Genomic DNA, 16,230 nt, shown 5'->3' with positions numbered 1-16,230 from the left:
AGCGCTTGGTCACTCCCCGCCGTTGTTGACGCCGCGTCCAATCCGGGTGAGGCTGGCCCGGAGGTGGTTCGCCATGCGGTTTTCGTTGTTCTACGAGCACCAGCTGCCGCGGCCCTGGAGCGACGGGCAGGAACTGAGGCTCTACCAGGACGCCCTGGACCAGGTGGAGCTCGCCGACCGCATCGGGTTCGACTACGTGTGGGAGGTGGAGCACCACTTCCTGGAGGAGTACTCGCACTCCTCCGCGCCGGAGGTGTTCCTCGCCGCCGCGTCGCAGCGGACGAAGCGGATCCGGCTCGGGCACGGCATCGTCCAGCTGCCGCCGGCGGTGAACCACCCGGCGCGGATCGCCGAGCGGATCGCGACGCTCGATCTCGTCTCGAACGGGCGGGTCGACTTCGGGACGGGCGAGTCCAGCTCCAGCGCAGAGCTCGGCGGGTTCGGCGTGCGCCGCGGCGACAAGAGGGCCCAGTGGCAGGACGCGATCGACGCCATCACGCGGATGTTCGTCGAGGAGCCGTTCGCCGGATGGTCGTCGCCGGACATCACGATGCCGCCGCGGAACGTGCTTCCGAAGACCGTCCAGAAGCCGCACCCGCCGCTCTGGGTGGCGTGCTCGCGCCGGGAGACCATCCAGTTCGCCGCCCGCAACGGCATCGGCGCGCTGTCGTTCTCCTTCGTGGAGCCCGAGGACGCCGGCAAGTGGGCGGACGAGTACTACCGCATCATCGCGTCCGAGGAATGCGTTCCGGCGGGGTTCGCGGTGAACCCGAACCTGGCCGTCGTCCTGCCGATGATGCTGCACGAGGACGAGGCGACCGCCATCGAGCGCGGCATCGACGGCGCGCATTTCTTCGCGTTCGCGCTCGCCCACTACTACGGGCCCACGCCGCACGACCCCGGCCGCACCAACGTGTGGGAGGAGTTCCTTTCACGGCGTGACGCCCGGGGCTTCTCCCGCGAGCAGATCATCGCCAACGCCGAGACGCTCAACGTCAACGTCGGCTCCCTACGCGGCGCCGTGGGCACCCCGGAGCAGATCATCGACCTGATCCGGCGCTACGAATCGGTCGGCGTCGACCAGATCGCGTTCGTCCTCCAGGCGGGACCGAACCGGCACGAGCACATCTGCGAGTCGCTGGAACTGTTCGGGAAGGCGGTCCTGCCGCACTTCACCGACGGGCGCGAGGAACGCGAGGCCGCGAAAGCCGAACGCCTCGCGCCCGCCATCGACGCCGCCCTCGCGCGCCGGAAGCCCGCTCGGACGTCGCCGCCCGGCTACCGCATCGACGAGGACGCCGAAGTGGCCCGCGCGCACCGGTCCCGGGACATCCGCTCGGCGGGCCGCAGGCGTTTCCGGCGGGGGTTCTCCAGGTTCGTCCACGGCCGGTCGGACGAGCAGATCGAGCGCCTTTTCGGCCCTGCCGCACAGCGCGCGTTCTTCGCCGGGATGGCCCGCGCGTTCGACCCGTCCGCCGCGGGCGGCTTCACCGGGGAACTGGAGTTCCGCCTGACCCGCACCGTCTGGACGCTCGAACTCGGCAAGACGCGCGCCCGCGCCCGCGTGGGCGCGGCGAAGAACCCCGCCCTCACCCTCACCTTGTCGACGGCCGACTTCCTGCGCGTCCTCGCCGGGGACGCCAACCCGGCGTCGCTGCTGATGGACGGCCGCCTGCGGCTGCGCGGCGACGTCGAGCTGGCCCCGCGCCTCAGCGAGATGTTCGGCGGCCCGTCCCCGTACTGATCTGGAGGTGGCCGTGGTCCCCCGACGTCCACGGCCACCGCTTGTTCAGATGCCCGCGAACCCACCGGAGTTCGCGCCGATTTTCACGAACCACCGGACGGGCGTCCGGCGACCAGATCGCTCAGCCAGTCCCCGAAGCGCTGCACCGGGATGCGGTACCGGCGCTCCCGGATCCGCGCCCGCCGCTCCTTGCGCGAGCCCGCCGAGTACCGGCGCCGCGCCCACGGCGAGTCGGGACGGGCCAGCCGGACGGCCCCGACGATCGCGATGATGCCGATGAACAGCCCGATGACGCCCGTCCAGACCTTGCCCTTGAGCAGGGCGATCACGGACACGAACAGGTCGAACAGGATGACGCTCACGATGCTCCACAGGCCGTCCCCGGCGACGTCGTCCACACCCAGGGGATGGAGCCCGAGCAGCATCAGCCCGCACAGCGCGATCGTGATGAACACGACCTCGACCGACAAGCGTCCCTGCTCGCTCCAGTAGACGTCCTTCAGGTGCAGGACGAGCGCGAACTCGTCCAGGACGAGCGCCGTCCCCACCCCGAACACCGCGGCGGCCGCCGCCGCCAACCCGGACGCGTCGTCCGGTATGGCCAGGCCGCCCACACCACCGACGCACATGAACACCAGCCCGAACACCACGTGGTGGATGTGATGCCCGCCCGGCGTGACGTTCCCGGGCCACCACTTCACCTGCCGCCGGATCATCCGCACGCTGAACCGGATGAAGAGGAACCCGGCGATGAACGCGACGAGGAAGCAGAAGAGCCGGACCCGGCCGGCGTCCGCGATCTCCCGTGTGAACCACTCCTCCACACAGGCCCTATTCCCGGGGCCAGGGCAAACGCAGACCAACGCCGTCCCAAGTCGGGTCCTCAGCGGCAGCCCTCGAACCGCGGCACCGCCGAGGCGGCGTCGAAGCCCGGTGCGGTGAACCACTGGTCGAGCAGGGTGTCGGCGGCGCCGTTCTGGTACATCCCGGTGAGGATCCGGTTGACCGCCTGGCAGCCGTCCACGTCTCCCTTGCGCAGACCGATCCCGTACCGCTCGTCGGTGAACGGCGCGTCGACCAGGGTGGCGCCGGATCCCGGGGCGGCGGCGAGCCCGGCAAGGGTCAGGTCGTCGGTGGACACCGCGTCGACGCGTCCATCCGCCAGTGCCTTGACGCACTCGCCGTAGGTACGCGCGGGCACCGGCGACGCGGCCACCTTCCTGTCCTCCGTCACCCGCCGCCACGAGTCGGACCCGGAGACCTGGCAGAGCCTCTTGCCGCGCAAGTCCCGCACGTTCCGCACTGACTCGTCCCCCTGGCGGACGAGGATGTCCTGGTGCGCGACGTAGTACGGCCCGGCGAACGTGACCCGTTCCTTGCGTTCGGGCGTGATGGTGTAGGCCGCGACCACCATGTCGACGGTGCCCCGGTTCAGCGCGGTCTCCCATTCGTCCGGTGCCAGCACCCGGAAGGTCAGGTCGCCGGACGTGACGCCGAGCCGCCCGGCGATGTAGGTCGACACATCGACGTCGAACCCTTGGAGCGAACCGTCCCCGGCACGGAAGGCCAGACCTGGAGGGGTGTCCCTGACCCCGATCACCAGAGTGTCCCGGTCGGTGACGGACGGCGGTCCGTCGTCGCCGTGCACCAGCGGCGCCACCGCCAGTGGCACCACCAAGAACAGGACCGCCAGGACGGTCAGGACGGCCGTGGCGACGAGGGTCAGTCTGCTGCGTGCGGCATGCACGGCCGGCTCCCGTTCATCAGCGGTATTCCGACAGGCGCGGCCAGACCCCGGCCGCGATGAGCGCCGCGATGGCCAGCGCACCGGCCGCCGGCAGCCACGTCCAGGGCTCCGCGGCGCGGTCGCCCCTCGCCACGGCGCGGATGAGGAGGAACTCGTGCCGGCTGATCAGGGCGTCGAGTCTCTGGTGGTAGGTCCGGAAGGCCGGGTGAGGCAGAGCCGTCCAGCGCGGGTCCAGGTGGGCGTGGGCCGCGGCCACTCGGTCGCCGCGCTCGGCGAGGTCCCGGACGGCCCGGTCATGGTCCTGGTAGACGCGGTAGGCGGCCGCGGCCCCGTCCCGCGCCACCGGCCGGTCCAGTGCCCGGTCGTAGGCGTCCATGCCGGTCGCGCCCTTGACGTAGCGGATCGTCTGAGCCTTCTCCAGGTACATCTGGTCGTAGCGGACGGCGCCGGCCGGATCGATGAGCCGCCTGCTCCGGTCGGTGTCCATGCCCTGGCCGATCGCCCGGAGGCGGGTGAGGTCGAGGACCGGATCGAAGCCGGCGCTCTTCGCCGCCCGCAGGCGGTCCGCCTCCGTGGCCAGCAGCGACGCTCCCGCCACGGTCAGCGCCAGCGCGCCCGCGAGCGCGGCGGCGAGCGGCAGGCTGACCAGCCGCCGGAAGCGCCGGGCCAGGTACACCTGGAGGCCCGCCAGTGCGGCGAGCAGCGCCAGCCCCGCGCCGATCACCCGGAACCGTCCCGCGAGGACGGCCGAGTGCTCGTCCTCGTAGGCGGCGTCGACGTCGGCCGCGCCGTCCAGCGTCAGGTTGCGGGCCTTCGGCAGCAGGTCCTCCGTCATCAGCGCGGTCGCCGCCCGGTATCGCCGGACCGCCTCCGGCGGCGGTTCCGCCATGGCCTTCGGCGAGCGCGCGGCCTGCATCGCCGCCTGGACGTTCTGGTCGTAGGCGTGCAGTCCGTCCAGGACCGCCTGGACGGTCCGCAGCCGCACCGGGTCGTCCTTCGCCAGCCGCGCCGCCTGCAACCCGGCCCGCTGGGCGTCCTCGCGGCGGATGTCGTAGACGTACCGCTGAGTACCGCGTTCGCAGTCGGACGCCTCCGGATCACACAGCCAGCCCTCCTCGTCACCGGTCAGCAGGACATTGGTCACCTGCGCGTCCATGTCGCTGAGCGCGAGGTACATGTCCCCCGTGGCCAGCACCATGGGGCCCTCGCGGTCTCCCAGCGTCCGCAGCCCGTCACGCGCGTGCCCGACCGCCACGCCCGTCGTGGTGGACAGCACGGCGAGCGCGACCAGCGCCAGCGCGGCCAAGCCCCGGACCCGGCCCGCGACGGTACGGAGGCCGATGAGCTTCGAGGGCACGCTCGGACCCTCTCCTTCCGGGGCACGGTTTCCGGGGGCGGACGTCCCAGTGTCGGGCGATGATCACTTCCCCCGCAAGATCGTTGCCAGACCTGGCCGCCTCCGCGCGGTCTAGCCCTCCGGGTAGAAGAGGAACAGCGTGCAGCCCGTTCTCGTCTGCGGGACGTGCGATGAGCCCGCGGGCGCGTGGATGAACGAGCCGGCCGGGTAGTCCCGGACGCCGTCGTTGAAGACGCCGGAAACCACGTAGACCTCTTCGGGACCCGGCTCGTGGACGTCGATCCCCACCCAGCCGGTGTTCGCGTCCATCTCCAGCACATGGGCATGGGCGCCGTTGTCCCCCTTCCACAGGGAGCGCAGGCGGATGCCCGGGAAGAGCTCGCGAACGGGCGCGTCCTGCACAGCGGACCAGACGTAACCGGGCATGTTCTGTCCTGTCGTCATGGCCCCCAGCCTCGCCACCAGGCCTCCGACCTGGCGAGTGTCAGGAATGACATCATGAGGTACTTTTCTGTCATGCACCGCGTCGTGGCACTCGTCCGGCCCCCGCAGTCGACCTTCGAACTCGGCTGCGCGGCGCAGGTGTTCGGGATCGAGCGGCCGGGGCTCCCGACCCGGTACGGCTTCCGCGTGTGCACGGAACGGCCCGGCCCGGTCGCCACGCACGCCGGGTACGACATGCTCGTCACCACCGGCCTTGAGGCACTCGACGAGGCGGACACCGTGATCGTCCCGGGCTGGCTGCCCACTCAGGAGCCGCCCTCCCCCACGGTCGTCCAGGCCCTCCGCCGCGCCCACTCCCGCGGAGCGCGGGTGGCCAGCATCTGCTCCGGCGTCTTCGCGCTGGCCCACGCCGGCCTCCTGGACGGACGCGCGGCGACCACCCACTGGGCCCTGGCCGACGAGTTCGCCGCCCGCTTCCCGCAGGTCAAGGTCGACCCGGACGTGCTCTACGTCGACCACGGCGACGTGGCCACCAGCGCCGGAGCCGGGGCCGGCTTCGACCTGTGCATGCACCTGCTCCGCAACGACCAGGGCGCCCGGTACGCCGCCCACGTCGCCCGGACCATGGTCATGCCGCCCCACCGCGAGGGCGGCCAGCTCCAGTACTCGGCACCGCCGCACCCCGAGCAGATCGACGGCACCCTCGCCCCCCTCCTGGAGTGGATCGCCGGGAGGCTCGGCGAACCGGTGACCGTCGAGCACATGGCCGCGCACGCCGGGATGTCGGCCCGCACCCTCGCCCGCCGGTTCGCCGGCCAGCTCGGCACCAGCCCCGGACAGTGGCTCCTCACCCAGCGCATCGCCGCGGCCCGTGACCTCCTGGAGTCGACCGACCTCCCGCTGGACGCCATCGCCCGCCGCGTCGGCCTCTCGTCCGCGACCAACCTCCGCAGGCGCTTCCTCGCCGCCCTGGGCACCACCCCCGGGGCCTACCGCCGGGCCTTCCGTCCGTCTATCGAGGTCGCAGCCCGTCAAGGATGAGCCGGGCGATGCGTCCCGACCGTTCCCGGCTGGCCTCCGCACCCGCGTGGCGGATCGCGGCGAAGGCACCGGCGACCAGCGCCATCACCTCGTCCACGGTCAGGTCGTCGCGCACCACGCCCGCCGCGTGCGCCCGATCCAGCAACTCTGCGACCTGGCTCGTGAGGTCAGCGGCGACGTCCGGGGCGGCGGTGCGCAGGTCGAACTCCGCAGCCGCCAGCGCGCTCTTCACCGCCACGTTCTCGGCACCGTTGGCGATCATCCGGGACAGCAGCGTGAACAGCGCCGCCGGATCATCGGTCGCGGCGAGCACCTCGGCCTCCGCGATCAACTGCCTGAGCTGATCCGTCGCGACGGCGAGATACAGCGCCTCCTTGGCCGGAAAGTGCCGGTGGACGGTACCGGGCCCGACACCCGCGCGACGGGCGATCTCGTCCAGCGAGACGCCGAGCCCCTCCGTCGCGAACAACCGCTGCGCGGTCTCAAGCACCCGCTCCCGATTACGCCGCGCATCGGCGCGCACGCGACGAGCCGCAGGCGACTTCCCCTCAAACCGGTCGGACATGCCCCCTAGCTTAACCGGGTCGCCGCCCCGTATCCTCCCAACCGGGGCGCCGCACCGCTTAGCACGAAGGAGCCACGATGACCCGCGAACACGTCACCGTCCTGATACGGCAGATGCAGGAGTGCTTCAACAGCCGCCGCTTCGACCAGGGCGACGACCTGCACGCCCCCGACTTCTTCAGCCACCCGCTCGGCACCACCGGCTTCGAGGCGGGCAAGAACGCCTGGCGCACGCTCGTCGCCCGCTACCCGGACATGCGCGTCATCGCCCAGGACATCCTGGTCGACGGCGACAAGGCCGCCGTCCGCTCCACCGTCGAGGGAATCCCGATGCCGGACGGCGACGCGCCGCCCATGCTGTTCGAGATCTTCCGCATCGCCGACGGCCGCTTCGCGGAGATGTGGGGCGCCGGCACCGGCTTCCCGCCCGACTCAAGCCCCGAAGAAGTGCTCGCCTGACCGCATCACCGGTAGACCGCGTTCAGCAGCGCCCACACGATCTTCCCGTCCAGCTCCGCGCGGACGCCCCGCTCCGCGGACAGGCATTCGACAATGCCCAGCCCCCAGCCGCCGGGATCGGGAGCGTCATCAGGAACCGGCCCTTCCGGCATCGAGAGATCGGGCGCGGACGCCTCCGGCCGCACGGGCGAGGCGTCCCAGACCTCCACCCGAAGGCCCGCCTCCGACAAGACCATCCGCAACGACACGGGCTGCCCCTGGGTGGCCCGCACCGCGTTGGTGAGCAGTTCCGACACCACTAGAACGGCGTCCTGCACCGTCTCCTCGGCGAGCCCCCACTGCAACGCCTGCGACTCGGCGATCAGGCGCCCCTGCTGGACGACCTCCGGCACGGCCAGGAACCCCCGCCGCACGGCCCGCGCCCCGGCCGCCGTCTCCACCCGAACCAACCCGTCCGTTCTGTCGAAATGTGTCGCCTGCCACCGTCCGCCGCACACCATGCCCGGCCACTCCCGTCCCTCGATGCGTGTGATCCGGCACACATGCTGTGACGATTTGGCTACCGTCGGGAGTGGGACCAGCTTTGTCCAACTCGATACTTCCGGAGGGCAACTCATGGTGAATCGGAAGCGCCTCGACCCGACCGAGTCGGCAGCCGCACTTTTCGGGGCAAAACTCCGGAAGCTCCGCGACAAGGCCGGACTCTCCCAGGCCCAGCTCGCCGCCGAGGTCGGCTACTCCCACGACACGATCTCCAAGGTCGAGACCGCCGCCCAGGCCCCGTCCCCCGAACTGGCCGAACGCCTCGACACCCACTTCAACACCGACGACCAGTTCCAGGAACTCCAACCCCTCGCCGCCAAGGAGGGCATCCCCCTCTTCTTCCGCCCCTACGCAGAACTGGAGAGCACCGCCAACGCCGTCCGGGTCTACGAGCCCGTCGTCGTCACAGGACTACTCCAGACCGAGGACTACGCTCGGGCGGTCCTTCGCCCAGGCCAGCACTCCAATGCCATCGACTTAGCGGTCGCCGCACGGATCAACCGTCAAGACACACTGCGAGGAGACGACCCACCATGGGTGGTGATCGTCATGCTGGAAGCAGTGATCCGGAAGATCGTCGGCAATCGAGAGATCACTAGGGCTCAGCTTGAGCGAGTCCTTGAACTCATGAAAGAGCCCAACATCAACATCCTGATCATTCCAGATGAGGCCCAGGTCTTTCCCGCGGCCGGGTTCACGCTGTTCAGTCTGGAGGACGAGCCGGAGATCGCATTCGTGGAAAGCGCAGGGGGCACCGGCCGGGTGATCACACTAGGCTCTCATGTCGAAGAGCTCCGGCGATTGTGGGACTTGATCGGCAACTCGGCTCTGACCGACGTGGCCTCGGAAGCTCTGGTCCGTGAGGTGATGGAGGGCATGTGAAAGACCTCAAGAACGTCAACTGGCGCAAGAGCAGCTACAGCAGTCAGGAGGGTGGCACCTGCGTCGAAGTCGCCAACCTCCACACCAACGTCAGCGTCCGCGACAGCACCGACCCCCACGGACCCGTCCTCCACTTCGGACGAGACGCCGTCGCCGACCTGGTAAGCCGCATCAAGAGCGGCGACCTCGACCGCTGAACCCCCACCCGCAAGCCCCCTCTCCGGAGGGGGCTTTTCCTGTGTTTCGGCTGTTCAGCAACCCGCCAGAATCTCGCCATCCGCGGCCCAGAAGGACCTCGACCTGCTCACTAACCTCCAGATGCCCATCAAGGCCCTCAGCCAGACCCTTCAGCGACCCGCTGCAGCGCTCAGGCCCTCCACGGCATCCACCCGCTGGTGCTGATCTCGATATTGAAAGGCTCGGGGAGGTAGATCGTTGTGCCGAAGTCCCAGGACTCCCGATGCAGGTAGGCGCAGGATCCGAGATCCGGGATCGAGTAGAGCGTGGTGTTCGCGACCTTCGGGTCCCGGTCGACCAGAAGGTAGTAGGGGATGCCGACCCGTGCGTAGCCCCACCATTTGGTCGGCTTCCGCAGCTCCCGGTCGCCGGCGGGCGGCCTGTCGAAGACGGCCAGGTTCTTGGAGGTGACTTCCACGACCATCTCCAGTTCGTCGGGCCTCAGCTCTACCTCGTCGGCCTCGCCCGCGGTCTCGAACACGCCGTCTTCCGCCACGATCAGGTCGGGGACGTACCCCTGCTCAACGCCGGTCAGGTTCAGAGTCATCACCTGCCGGGACGTCCACGGGTAGGACGGATCGGCGAACCTGGCCCGGTCGATCGCACTGGAGATGCGGTGAATCATGTTGCCGTGCGACACGGTGGGCGTGGGGGACACGACGATCTCTCCTCCGATGATCTCAGCCCGAGATCCCTCGGGCAGGTGAAGGAAGTCGTCAAGCTCGCCGCTTGCCCACAAGGCGTATGGCGTGTCCGGCAGAGCCGCCTGGTAAGACGGCAACGTCTGAATTGTCACGTTCGGCGACCCTTCCCTCACGATCTGCTCCAGTCATCGTAGGGAACATATGTACGGAGTGTAGGCAAGACGTCGCATTGGGTCACGCGGAACCTTGCGATCGCTGACTTCACGCTAGCTCCAAGAGCACACCATCACTCTGAGAGACCCGACCCAGACTCGGAGGCTCCATGGATGAGGACGCCCCGCGCGCCATGTGGCGCAAGAGCAGTCACAGCGGTCAGGAGGGCAGCACGTGCGTCGAGGCAGCAGAACTTGGAAGCTGTGTGGGCGTCCGCGACAGCACCAACCCCCACGGACCCGTCCTCCACCTCACACGAGACGCCATCGGCCGGTTCTTGACCTGCATCAAAAGCGAGCCGAACTCACCCGCATGGCGCAAGAGCAGCTACACGAACCAGGAGGGCGGCACCTGTGTCGAACTTGCCGGCCTCGATACCGGCATCGGTGTCCGCGACAGTACCGACCCCAGCGGGCCCGTCCTTCACTTTGGGCGAGACGCCGTCGCCAATCTCGTGAACCGCGTCAAGCGCGGCGAACTCGATCAGCGTCGATCTCGCGGAAGCTGCCCCTCCCCGAGAACGGCGTCTCCGGCCGAGCTGGTCGACGGTCTCAGGGCGTGGTGGTGGAGGCGGGCGTGGTCTTGTCCGGGCTCGGTGCGGTCGGACGTCGCCTGGTGATGAGCAGTACCGCGGTGAGGAGTGCGGCGGCCATCAGAATGACGAACGCGACCGTCAGGGCGGTGGTGTAGCCGTGCACGGCGGCCGCGTCGGCCGTGGCGTTGCGACGGGACGCCAGGTAGGTCGCGGTGGCACCGGCGGCCAGGGTGTTCAGCAGTGCGGTGCCCGAAGCCGCGCCGAGTTGCTGGGCGGCGTTGTAGGCAGCCGACGCGGCACCGATGTCGTGCCCTTCCATGCCCTCCGTGGCCAGGCTGGCGGTCGGTGGCATGAAGCAGCCGAGGCCGAGCCCGGTGAGCACGAGCGCGGGCAGCAGGTAGAGAGCGAAGACGTCGGTGCTCCCGGCCGGCAGGCGGGTCAGGACGAACATCCCGGCGGCCGCGGTCAGCAGCCCCGGCACCAGCAGCGCGGCGGGCGGGACGCGGCCGTGCAGCCTCCCGGCGATGAGCATCGATCCGGCGAGCGCGGCCAGCGCATTGATGATCAGTGCCAGGCCGGCCCGGACCGGTGAGTGGCCCAGCACCGTCTGCGTGTAGTAGCTCATGAACAGGTAGAACCCGAACATCGCCACGAACATCAGGGTGATGGCCAGGAACGCACCGGCACGGGCGCGGTGCGCGAGCACCCGCATCGGCAGCAGCGGGTGCGCCGCCCGGACCTCCACGACGACGAACGCGACCAGCAGCACCATCCCACCGGCCAGCCACATCGTCACCCCGCCGGAGCCCCATCCGAGGGACTCGGCTCGGGCGAACCCGTACACCACCGAAGTGAAGCCGGTGAGGCTGAGCAACGCACCGGCGACGTCCAGCCCTCCTCTTGTCCCGGCGATCGGGCGGTCGGCCGGCATCAGCGCGAGGCCGAGCGCCGCCACCAGCGCGATGGGCACGTTGATGTACAGGCACCAGCGCCAGTCGGCGTACTCGGTCAGCAGGCCACCGGCGATCAGGCCGACCGCCGAGCCGGCGGCACCGACCGCGGCGAACACCCCGAACGCCCGGTCGCGCTCACGGGCCCGGGTGAAGGTACCGGCCAGCAGAGACAGTCCGGCGGGCGCGAGCACGGCGGCGAACGCCCCTTGCAGGGCCCGCGCCCCGAAGAGCATCACCGGGTTCACTGCCGCACCGCCCTGGGCGGACGAGACACCGAAGCCCAGCAGTCCGATCAGGAACGCGCGCCGGTGGCCGAGCGCGCCGCTGACCCTGCCGCCGATCAGGAGGAGTCCGCCGAAGGTCAGCGCGTACGTGGTGATGGCCCAATGCCGGTTCCCGTCCGACATGTGCAGCGCCTGCTGCGCCGACGGCAGCGCGATGTTCACGATCGTCCCGTCCAGGACCACCAGCAACTGAGCCGCGCTCACCACCGCCAGCGTCCACCACCGCCGCCCTGGTACCTGCCCCGGCGGACTGCCGGTCGTCGCGCCCGCAGGTTCCGCCCTCTGCCGTCCGTTGCCGTCTTCGAGATCCATGTCTTCGAGCGTTCCGTTGAACTGATCCCGGAGACTTCCGGCCGCCCACGCCCCCGCCGACCAAAGGCACACGACCGACAACCCTCAACCGGCCGTCGAACCCCCACCCCTTGATCAGCGCTCTGGTCGTTCGCCGCCAAGCCCGCACTGCACACCAGTGACGCTGAACGTCACCTGCCCCGGGCACACCCACACCCCGATGAACAAGAACCTCGCCCTTGGCACCTACCCGCCGCCGACCCGCCCGATCGCGCGCTCCCCAGGGTTATCCGCGCCAACTTCGTGGCCCGATGCAGTCCTGGACGAAACCACCCGCAACACCATCTGGGAACTGTGCGAGACACACCGCGACTGTCTGACGACGTGACACCCTGCTCACCAACCCCCGCCAGGCTCTCGCCATCCGCCCTCCCAGAGCACACCATCTGTGTGAGCGACTCGATCCGAGCTTGGAGGGCCTATGGAAGACGCCCCGCAGGCCAGGTGGCGTAAGAGCAGCTACAGCACCCAGGAAGGTGGTGCCTGCGTCGAACTCGCCGGCCTCGACGCCGGCGCCGGCGTCCGCGACAGTACCGACCCTCACGGGCCTGTCCTCCACCTCACGCGAGACGCCGTCGCCGACCTCATGAACCGCATCAAGAGCGGCGAGAGGCGCGACCGGGGTGGCCTGGGCATCTCAGGGTGAGGTCCCCGGGTGTGGGGATGCGGGCTGGGTACGGTCGGCGCCGATGCTGTCGGTGGTGTGCATCCCCGGCGCGTCGGGCTCCATCACGGCCATCGCGCCCGGCATCTGCCGCTCCAGCACGGCCGAGGCCGCAGCCGTATCGAGATCCGGGGGCGGGAACCACGCCTCGGTGAAGCCTGCCGAACGACGGGTAGATGCCCGATGAGGCGACCGGTCGCCGTTCGGCAGGCGCTGGAATTCAGACTGTGGTCGAAGATCGGGTTTCGACCGTGGTCGGATGACCGGGAGATGCGGGCGGCCGAAGCTGTCGGGCATGACATCACAGGTGAGCGTCGCCCCGGCGATCAGGGTCGAGGGGCTGACGAAGCGGTACGGGCGGCGTGCGGTGGTCGACGATCTGTCGTTCACGGTCAGGCCGGGCGCGGTGACGGGCTTCTTCGGGCCGAACGGCGCGGGCAAGACCACGGCGATGAAGGTGATCGTGGGGCTGTCGCGGCCGTCGGCGGGCGCGGTGACGGTGCAGGGCGTGCCGGTGGCGGAGATGGTGCCGGAGGCGGGTCGGCTCGGCGTCCACATCGAGCCGTGCGGCGCCCACCCGGGGCGGTCGGCCCGCGCGCATCTGCGTGCGCTGGCGCTGCTGGCGGGGCTGCCGCGCGGGCGGGTCGAGGAGGTCCTGGACCTGGTCGAGCTGACGGACATGGCGGGCCGCCGGGTCGGCACCTTCTCGCTCGGAATGCGGCAGCGGCTCGGGCTGGCGGCCGCATTGCTGGGCGATCCGGACATACTGGTGCTAGACGAGCCGGCCAACGGGCTGGATCCGCAGGGAATCCGCTGGTTGCGGACGATGCTGCGGGACCGGGTGGCGAACGGCGGCACGGTGCTGCTGTCGAGCCACCTGCTCGCGGAGGCCGCGCAGACCGTCGACGACGTGGTCGTCATCGACCACGGCAGGCTCCTGCACGAGGGGCCGATCGGCGCGGTGGATTCGCTGGAGGACGTGTACTTGGAGCTCACCGGGGGGTCGCAGCGATGATCGGCCTGCTTCGAGGGGAACTGCTGAAGTCGCTGACGGCCCGCGCCCTGTGGGGGTTCACGGCCGGCGGGATCGCCTTCACCGTCCTGAACGCGGTGATCGTCGCGCTGGCGTCGGGCACGCTCGACGAGGTGCCGGAGAAGGAGGAGGCGCTGTCGGGGCTTCCGGTCCTGCTCCTGCTCTGGGGACTGGTCGGCGCGGCGGGCGAGTACCGGCATCGGACGGCCGCGCCGGCTGCGCTGGTGGCCCGCCGCGGCCGCGGAACCGTCCTCGGGGTGCGGATCGCGGCGTACACGCTGACGGGCCTGGTGCTGGCGCTGGTGACCAACGCGGTCGCGGTCGGCGTGGGCCTGCCGCTGCTGGCGCGCCACCCCGGCCCGGACCTGACGTCCGGTGACGTGGTCGAGGTCGTGGCGGGCAACGTCCTGGCGCTCGTGCTGGCGGCGATGATGGGCGCGGCGCTCGGTGCGCTGATCCGCAGCCCGGTCGTCGGCGCGGTGGTCCTGCTGATCGTGAACCTGGTGGTGCTGCCCCTGGTGAGCGGGGCGTGGGAGTCGGGCGCGAACCTCACACCGTTCGGCGCGGCGGGAGTGCTGACCCGCGGGACCCACAACACGACCCTGTCGGTGATGCAGGCCGGAGCGGTGTTCGCGGTCTGGACGGCCGTCGCCGTGCTGGTCGCGGTGTGCTGCGAACGGCGACGTGACCTGGCGTGAGCGTGACGGCGAGGATCGAGGCGGTGCGGGGCCTGTCGGCCGCGCACCGCCGGGTGCTGTTCGACATCGTGCTCGCCGTGGCCGCGACCGCGGTGGAGGTGGGGCTGCTGTTCAACGACTCCACCCAGCCGGTGCCCCTGCCGATCGCGGTGACCGTCCTGTCGGGGGCGGCTCTGCTGTTCCGCCGCCGGTTCGGGGTGACGGCGACCGCGGTGACGGCCGCGACGGCCGCCGCGGTGACCGCGGCCGGGTACTCCCCCGGAGGCGCGCCGGCCGTCGTCGCGCTGTGGTCGCTCGCCGAGACGCGCGACCGGCGCGTCTCGCTCGCGGTGCTGGCACCGATGGTCGTGTTCCTGGAGGCCGACAACGTCTGCAGCCCGCCGGTGTCGATCGGGGCGTGGATGCTGGGCGTCTACATGCAGACGCGCCGCCGCTACGTCCGGGCGGTGGAGGAGCGGGCCGCCACCCTGGAACGCGAGCGGGAGCAGCTCGATCTGATCGCGGCGCAGCGGGAGCGGACGTCGATCGCCCGGGAGCTGCACGACATCGTCGCGCATTCGGTGACGGTGATGCTGATCGGGGTGCGCGGGGCCCGCGACGTCCTGCCGACGGACCCCGAGGTGGCCGCGCGGACGCTGGCGCGGGTGGAGACCACCGCCGAGCAGAGCCTGACCGAGCTGCGCCGCATCCTCATCCTCCTGCGCGGGCTGGACGCACCGGAGACGCGGCCGCAGCCGTCGCTGGCGGACCTGGACGACCTGGTCGCCGGGTACGGCGCGGCGGGACTGCCCGTCCAGGTGGAGATCTCCGGGGACCGGCGGGATCTGCCGAGCGGGGTGGAGCTGTCGGCCTACCGGATCGTCGAGGAGGCGTTGACCAATGCGCTGAAACACGCCCAGGCGACGATGGTCACGGTATCGCTGCGCTTCGGCGGGACCGATCTGGAGGTGCGGGTGCTCGACGACGGGACGGGGAACGGAGAGGAAGGGCACGGTGAAGCGGGGCCTGGAGGGCACGGCCTGGTCGGGATGCGGGAGCGGGTCGCGGTGATCGGCGGGGAGTTGGAGACGGGCCGGGGCCCCGGTGGCGGGTTCCGGGTGGCGGCGCGCCTGCCGCTCGGGGAGGGCGCATGACGATCCGGGTGCTGATCGTCGACGATCAGGAGCTGATCCGGATCGGTTTCCGGCTGTTCCTGCAGACCCAGCCCGACCTGGAGGTCGTCGGCGAGGCCGCCGACGGCCGCGAGGCGCTCGCCCTAGCCGCCGACCTGCGTCCCGACGTCGTCCTGATGGACGTCCGGATGCCGCGCATGGACGGCGTCGAGGCGACCGCCCGCCTCACCAGCACGTCCCGTCCGCCGCGAGTGCTGGTTCTGACCACCTATGACCTGGACGAGTACGTGTTCGGCGCGCTCAGGGCGGGCGCGTCGGGGTTCCTGCTGAAGGACGCCCCCCGCGAACGACTTCTGGAGGCGATCCATGTCGTCCACGAGGGTCAGGCGCTGCTGTCCCCGTCGATCACCCGGCGCCTGATCGAGGACTACGCCGAGCGCACCGATCCGGTCACGCCGTCACCCGATCTCCTGGCCGGTCTGACCCCGCGCGAACGCGAGATGCTGCTCCTCGTGGCGCAGGGCCTGTCGAACCAGGAGATCGCCGCCCGGCTCGTCGTCACCGAGGCCACCGTCAAGAGCCACGTCGGCAGCGTGTTCGCCAAACTCCACCTCCGCGACCGGGTCCAGGCCGTCGTCCTGGCCTACGAACACGGCATCATCGTTCCGGGCCGCCGCGCCCCCTGACGTCCGGCAGAGGCAGGCGAGGCGGCGAAACCCAGCATG

Annotated in this window: 20 protein-coding genes; 11 read left to right on the top strand and 9 right to left on the bottom strand. The window is 70.5% G+C overall.

All coding sequences use genetic code 11. The annotated features are described in order from the left end of the window. The first annotated feature begins 73 nt into the window (after window positions 1–73). A complete protein-coding gene (locus BM339_RS44180; RefSeq protein WP_075024717.1) occupies window positions 74–1,744 on the top strand; it encodes an LLM class flavin-dependent oxidoreductase in 1,671 nt (556 codons plus the stop codon). An 83-nt stretch (window positions 1,745–1,827) separates the two neighbouring features. On the opposite strand, the gene BM339_RS44175 is transcribed toward BM339_RS44180, so the two are convergent. The 4 genes from BM339_RS44175 to BM339_RS44160 all read right to left on the bottom strand — a co-directional run bounded on the left by BM339_RS44175 (window position 1,828) and on the right by BM339_RS44160 (window position 5,292). Continuing rightward, entirely contained in the window at window positions 1,828–2,568 is a 741-nt protein-coding gene (locus BM339_RS44175; RefSeq protein WP_021592749.1) for a hypothetical protein, read from the bottom strand. Window positions 2,569–2,627: 59 nt separating this feature from the next. Next, window positions 2,628–3,491, bottom strand: a complete 864-nt coding sequence (locus tag BM339_RS44170) for a glutamate ABC transporter substrate-binding protein (protein WP_075024716.1) — start codon at window positions 3,489–3,491, stop codon at window positions 2,628–2,630. Between the two features lie 16 nt (window positions 3,492–3,507). Beyond that, window positions 3,508–4,848: a hypothetical protein gene (locus tag BM339_RS44165; RefSeq protein ID WP_075024715.1), complete on the bottom strand. Its 1,341-nt coding sequence runs from the start codon at window positions 4,846–4,848 to the stop codon at window positions 3,508–3,510. Between the two features lie 111 nt (window positions 4,849–4,959). Then, window positions 4,960–5,292, bottom strand: coding sequence for a cupin domain-containing protein (locus tag BM339_RS44160; RefSeq protein ID WP_024935627.1), 333 nt, complete (start codon window positions 5,290–5,292; stop codon window positions 4,960–4,962). Window positions 5,293–5,346: 54 nt separating this feature from the next. Here BM339_RS44160 and BM339_RS44155 point away from each other — a divergent pair, with 54 nt between their 5' ends. Then, entirely contained in the window at window positions 5,347–6,333 is a 987-nt protein-coding gene (locus tag BM339_RS44155) for a GlxA family transcriptional regulator (RefSeq protein ID WP_218163920.1), read from the top strand. On the opposite strand, the gene BM339_RS44150 is transcribed toward BM339_RS44155, so the two are convergent. Then, on the bottom strand, window positions 6,305–6,898 hold the full coding sequence (locus BM339_RS44150; RefSeq protein WP_075024713.1) for a TetR/AcrR family transcriptional regulator: 594 nt from the start codon (window positions 6,896–6,898) through the stop codon (window positions 6,305–6,307). The genes BM339_RS44155 and BM339_RS44150 overlap by 29 nt on opposite strands. Window positions 6,899–6,975: 77 nt before the next feature. Here BM339_RS44150 and BM339_RS44145 point away from each other — a divergent pair, with 77 nt between their 5' ends. Then, window positions 6,976–7,356, top strand: coding sequence for an ester cyclase (locus BM339_RS44145; RefSeq protein ID WP_075024712.1), 381 nt, complete (start codon window positions 6,976–6,978; stop codon window positions 7,354–7,356). Between the two features lie 5 nt (window positions 7,357–7,361). Here the strand turns inward: BM339_RS44145 and BM339_RS44140 are convergent, their stop codons facing one another. Further along, entirely contained in the window at window positions 7,362–7,796 is a 435-nt protein-coding gene (locus BM339_RS44140) for an ATP-binding protein (protein ID WP_218163919.1), read from the bottom strand. A gap of 175 nt (window positions 7,797–7,971) precedes the next feature. On the opposite strand from BM339_RS44140, the gene BM339_RS44135 reads away from it, so the two are divergent. Next, on the top strand, window positions 7,972–8,781 hold the full coding sequence (locus BM339_RS44135; protein ID WP_075024710.1) for a helix-turn-helix domain-containing protein: 810 nt from the start codon (window positions 7,972–7,974) through the stop codon (window positions 8,779–8,781). Beyond that, entirely contained in the window at window positions 8,778–8,978 is a 201-nt protein-coding gene (locus BM339_RS44130) for a DUF397 domain-containing protein (protein ID WP_075024709.1), read from the top strand. Before BM339_RS44135 ends, BM339_RS44130 begins: the two co-directional genes overlap by 4 nt. A gap of 170 nt (window positions 8,979–9,148) precedes the next feature. Here BM339_RS44130 and BM339_RS44125 read toward each other — a convergent pair whose 3' ends face one another. Continuing rightward, a complete protein-coding gene (locus BM339_RS44125; protein ID WP_256255832.1) occupies window positions 9,149–9,814 on the bottom strand; it encodes a Uma2 family endonuclease in 666 nt (221 codons plus the stop codon). Between the two features lie 170 nt (window positions 9,815–9,984). Between BM339_RS44125 and BM339_RS52560 the strand changes: the two genes are divergently transcribed. Then, on the top strand, window positions 9,985–10,494 hold the full coding sequence (locus tag BM339_RS52560; RefSeq protein WP_075024707.1) for a DUF397 domain-containing protein: 510 nt from the start codon (window positions 9,985–9,987) through the stop codon (window positions 10,492–10,494). Here the strand turns inward: BM339_RS52560 and BM339_RS44115 are convergent. Next, window positions 10,427–11,959, bottom strand: a complete 1,533-nt coding sequence (locus BM339_RS44115; protein WP_075024706.1) for an MFS transporter — start codon at window positions 11,957–11,959, stop codon at window positions 10,427–10,429. The two genes, BM339_RS52560 and BM339_RS44115, sit on opposite strands and share 68 nt — an antisense overlap. Before the next feature lie 460 nt (window positions 11,960–12,419). Here BM339_RS44115 and BM339_RS44110 point away from each other — a divergent pair, with 460 nt between their 5' ends. Beyond that, entirely contained in the window at window positions 12,420–12,644 is a 225-nt protein-coding gene (locus BM339_RS44110) for a DUF397 domain-containing protein (protein ID WP_075024705.1), read from the top strand. On the opposite strand, the gene BM339_RS51010 is transcribed toward BM339_RS44110, so the two are convergent. After that, a complete protein-coding gene (locus BM339_RS51010) occupies window positions 12,636–12,959 on the bottom strand; it encodes a hypothetical protein (protein WP_218163918.1) in 324 nt (107 codons plus the stop codon). The genes BM339_RS44110 and BM339_RS51010 overlap by 9 nt on opposite strands. Here BM339_RS51010 and BM339_RS44100 point away from each other — a divergent pair. The 4 genes from BM339_RS44100 to BM339_RS44085 are packed head-to-tail and all read left to right on the top strand — an operon-like array spanning window position 12,958 to window position 16,191. Next, window positions 12,958–13,677, top strand: a complete 720-nt coding sequence (locus BM339_RS44100; protein ID WP_075024704.1) for an ABC transporter ATP-binding protein — start codon at window positions 12,958–12,960, stop codon at window positions 13,675–13,677. The two genes, BM339_RS51010 and BM339_RS44100, sit on opposite strands and share 2 nt — an antisense overlap. Continuing rightward, window positions 13,674–14,393 (top strand): ABC transporter permease, encoded by a 720-nt coding sequence (locus BM339_RS44095; RefSeq protein WP_075024703.1) that lies wholly within the window; start codon window positions 13,674–13,676, stop codon window positions 14,391–14,393. The genes BM339_RS44100 and BM339_RS44095 overlap by 4 nt, the downstream gene beginning before the upstream one ends. Further along, window positions 14,390–15,526 (top strand): sensor histidine kinase, encoded by a 1,137-nt coding sequence (locus BM339_RS44090; RefSeq protein WP_075024702.1) that lies wholly within the window; start codon window positions 14,390–14,392, stop codon window positions 15,524–15,526. Before BM339_RS44095 ends, BM339_RS44090 begins: the two co-directional genes overlap by 4 nt. Beyond that, window positions 15,523–16,191, top strand: a complete 669-nt coding sequence (locus BM339_RS44085; RefSeq protein ID WP_075024701.1) for a response regulator — start codon at window positions 15,523–15,525, stop codon at window positions 16,189–16,191. Before BM339_RS44090 ends, BM339_RS44085 begins: the two co-directional genes overlap by 4 nt. Window positions 16,192–16,230 lie beyond the last annotated feature (39 nt).

The organism is Actinomadura madurae, from assembly GCF_900115095.1.
Taxonomy (GTDB): Bacteria; Actinomycetota; Actinomycetes; order Streptosporangiales; family Streptosporangiaceae; genus Spirillospora; species Spirillospora madurae.
Note: the sequence above shows the minus strand (reverse complement) of the source record. Positions and strands in the feature narration are given on the sequence as shown.

Coding starts and splice junctions, on each gene's coding strand:
- BM339_RS44155 (WP_218163920.1), top strand. CDS start 5,347: ATGAGGTACTTTTCTGTCATGCACCGCGTCGTGGCACTCGTCCGGCCC.
- BM339_RS44115 (WP_075024706.1), bottom strand. CDS start 11,959: ATGGATCTCGAAGACGGCAACGGACGGCAGAGGGCGGAACCTGCGGGC.
- BM339_RS52560 (WP_075024707.1), top strand. CDS start 9,985: ATGGATGAGGACGCCCCGCGCGCCATGTGGCGCAAGAGCAGTCACAGC.
- BM339_RS44095 (WP_075024703.1), top strand. CDS start 13,674: ATGATCGGCCTGCTTCGAGGGGAACTGCTGAAGTCGCTGACGGCCCGC.
- BM339_RS44110 (WP_075024705.1), top strand. CDS start 12,420: ATGGAAGACGCCCCGCAGGCCAGGTGGCGTAAGAGCAGCTACAGCACC.
- BM339_RS44145 (WP_075024712.1), top strand. CDS start 6,976: ATGACCCGCGAACACGTCACCGTCCTGATACGGCAGATGCAGGAGTGC.
- BM339_RS44085 (WP_075024701.1), top strand. CDS start 15,523: ATGACGATCCGGGTGCTGATCGTCGACGATCAGGAGCTGATCCGGATC.
- BM339_RS51010 (WP_218163918.1), bottom strand. CDS start 12,959: ATGCCCGACAGCTTCGGCCGCCCGCATCTCCCGGTCATCCGACCACGG.
- BM339_RS44160 (WP_024935627.1), bottom strand. CDS start 5,292: ATGACGACAGGACAGAACATGCCCGGTTACGTCTGGTCCGCTGTGCAG.
- BM339_RS44100 (WP_075024704.1), top strand. CDS start 12,958: ATGACATCACAGGTGAGCGTCGCCCCGGCGATCAGGGTCGAGGGGCTG.
- BM339_RS44135 (WP_075024710.1), top strand. CDS start 7,972: ATGGTGAATCGGAAGCGCCTCGACCCGACCGAGTCGGCAGCCGCACTT.
- BM339_RS44180 (WP_075024717.1), top strand. CDS start 74: ATGCGGTTTTCGTTGTTCTACGAGCACCAGCTGCCGCGGCCCTGGAGC.
- BM339_RS44150 (WP_075024713.1), bottom strand. CDS start 6,898: ATGTCCGACCGGTTTGAGGGGAAGTCGCCTGCGGCTCGTCGCGTGCGC.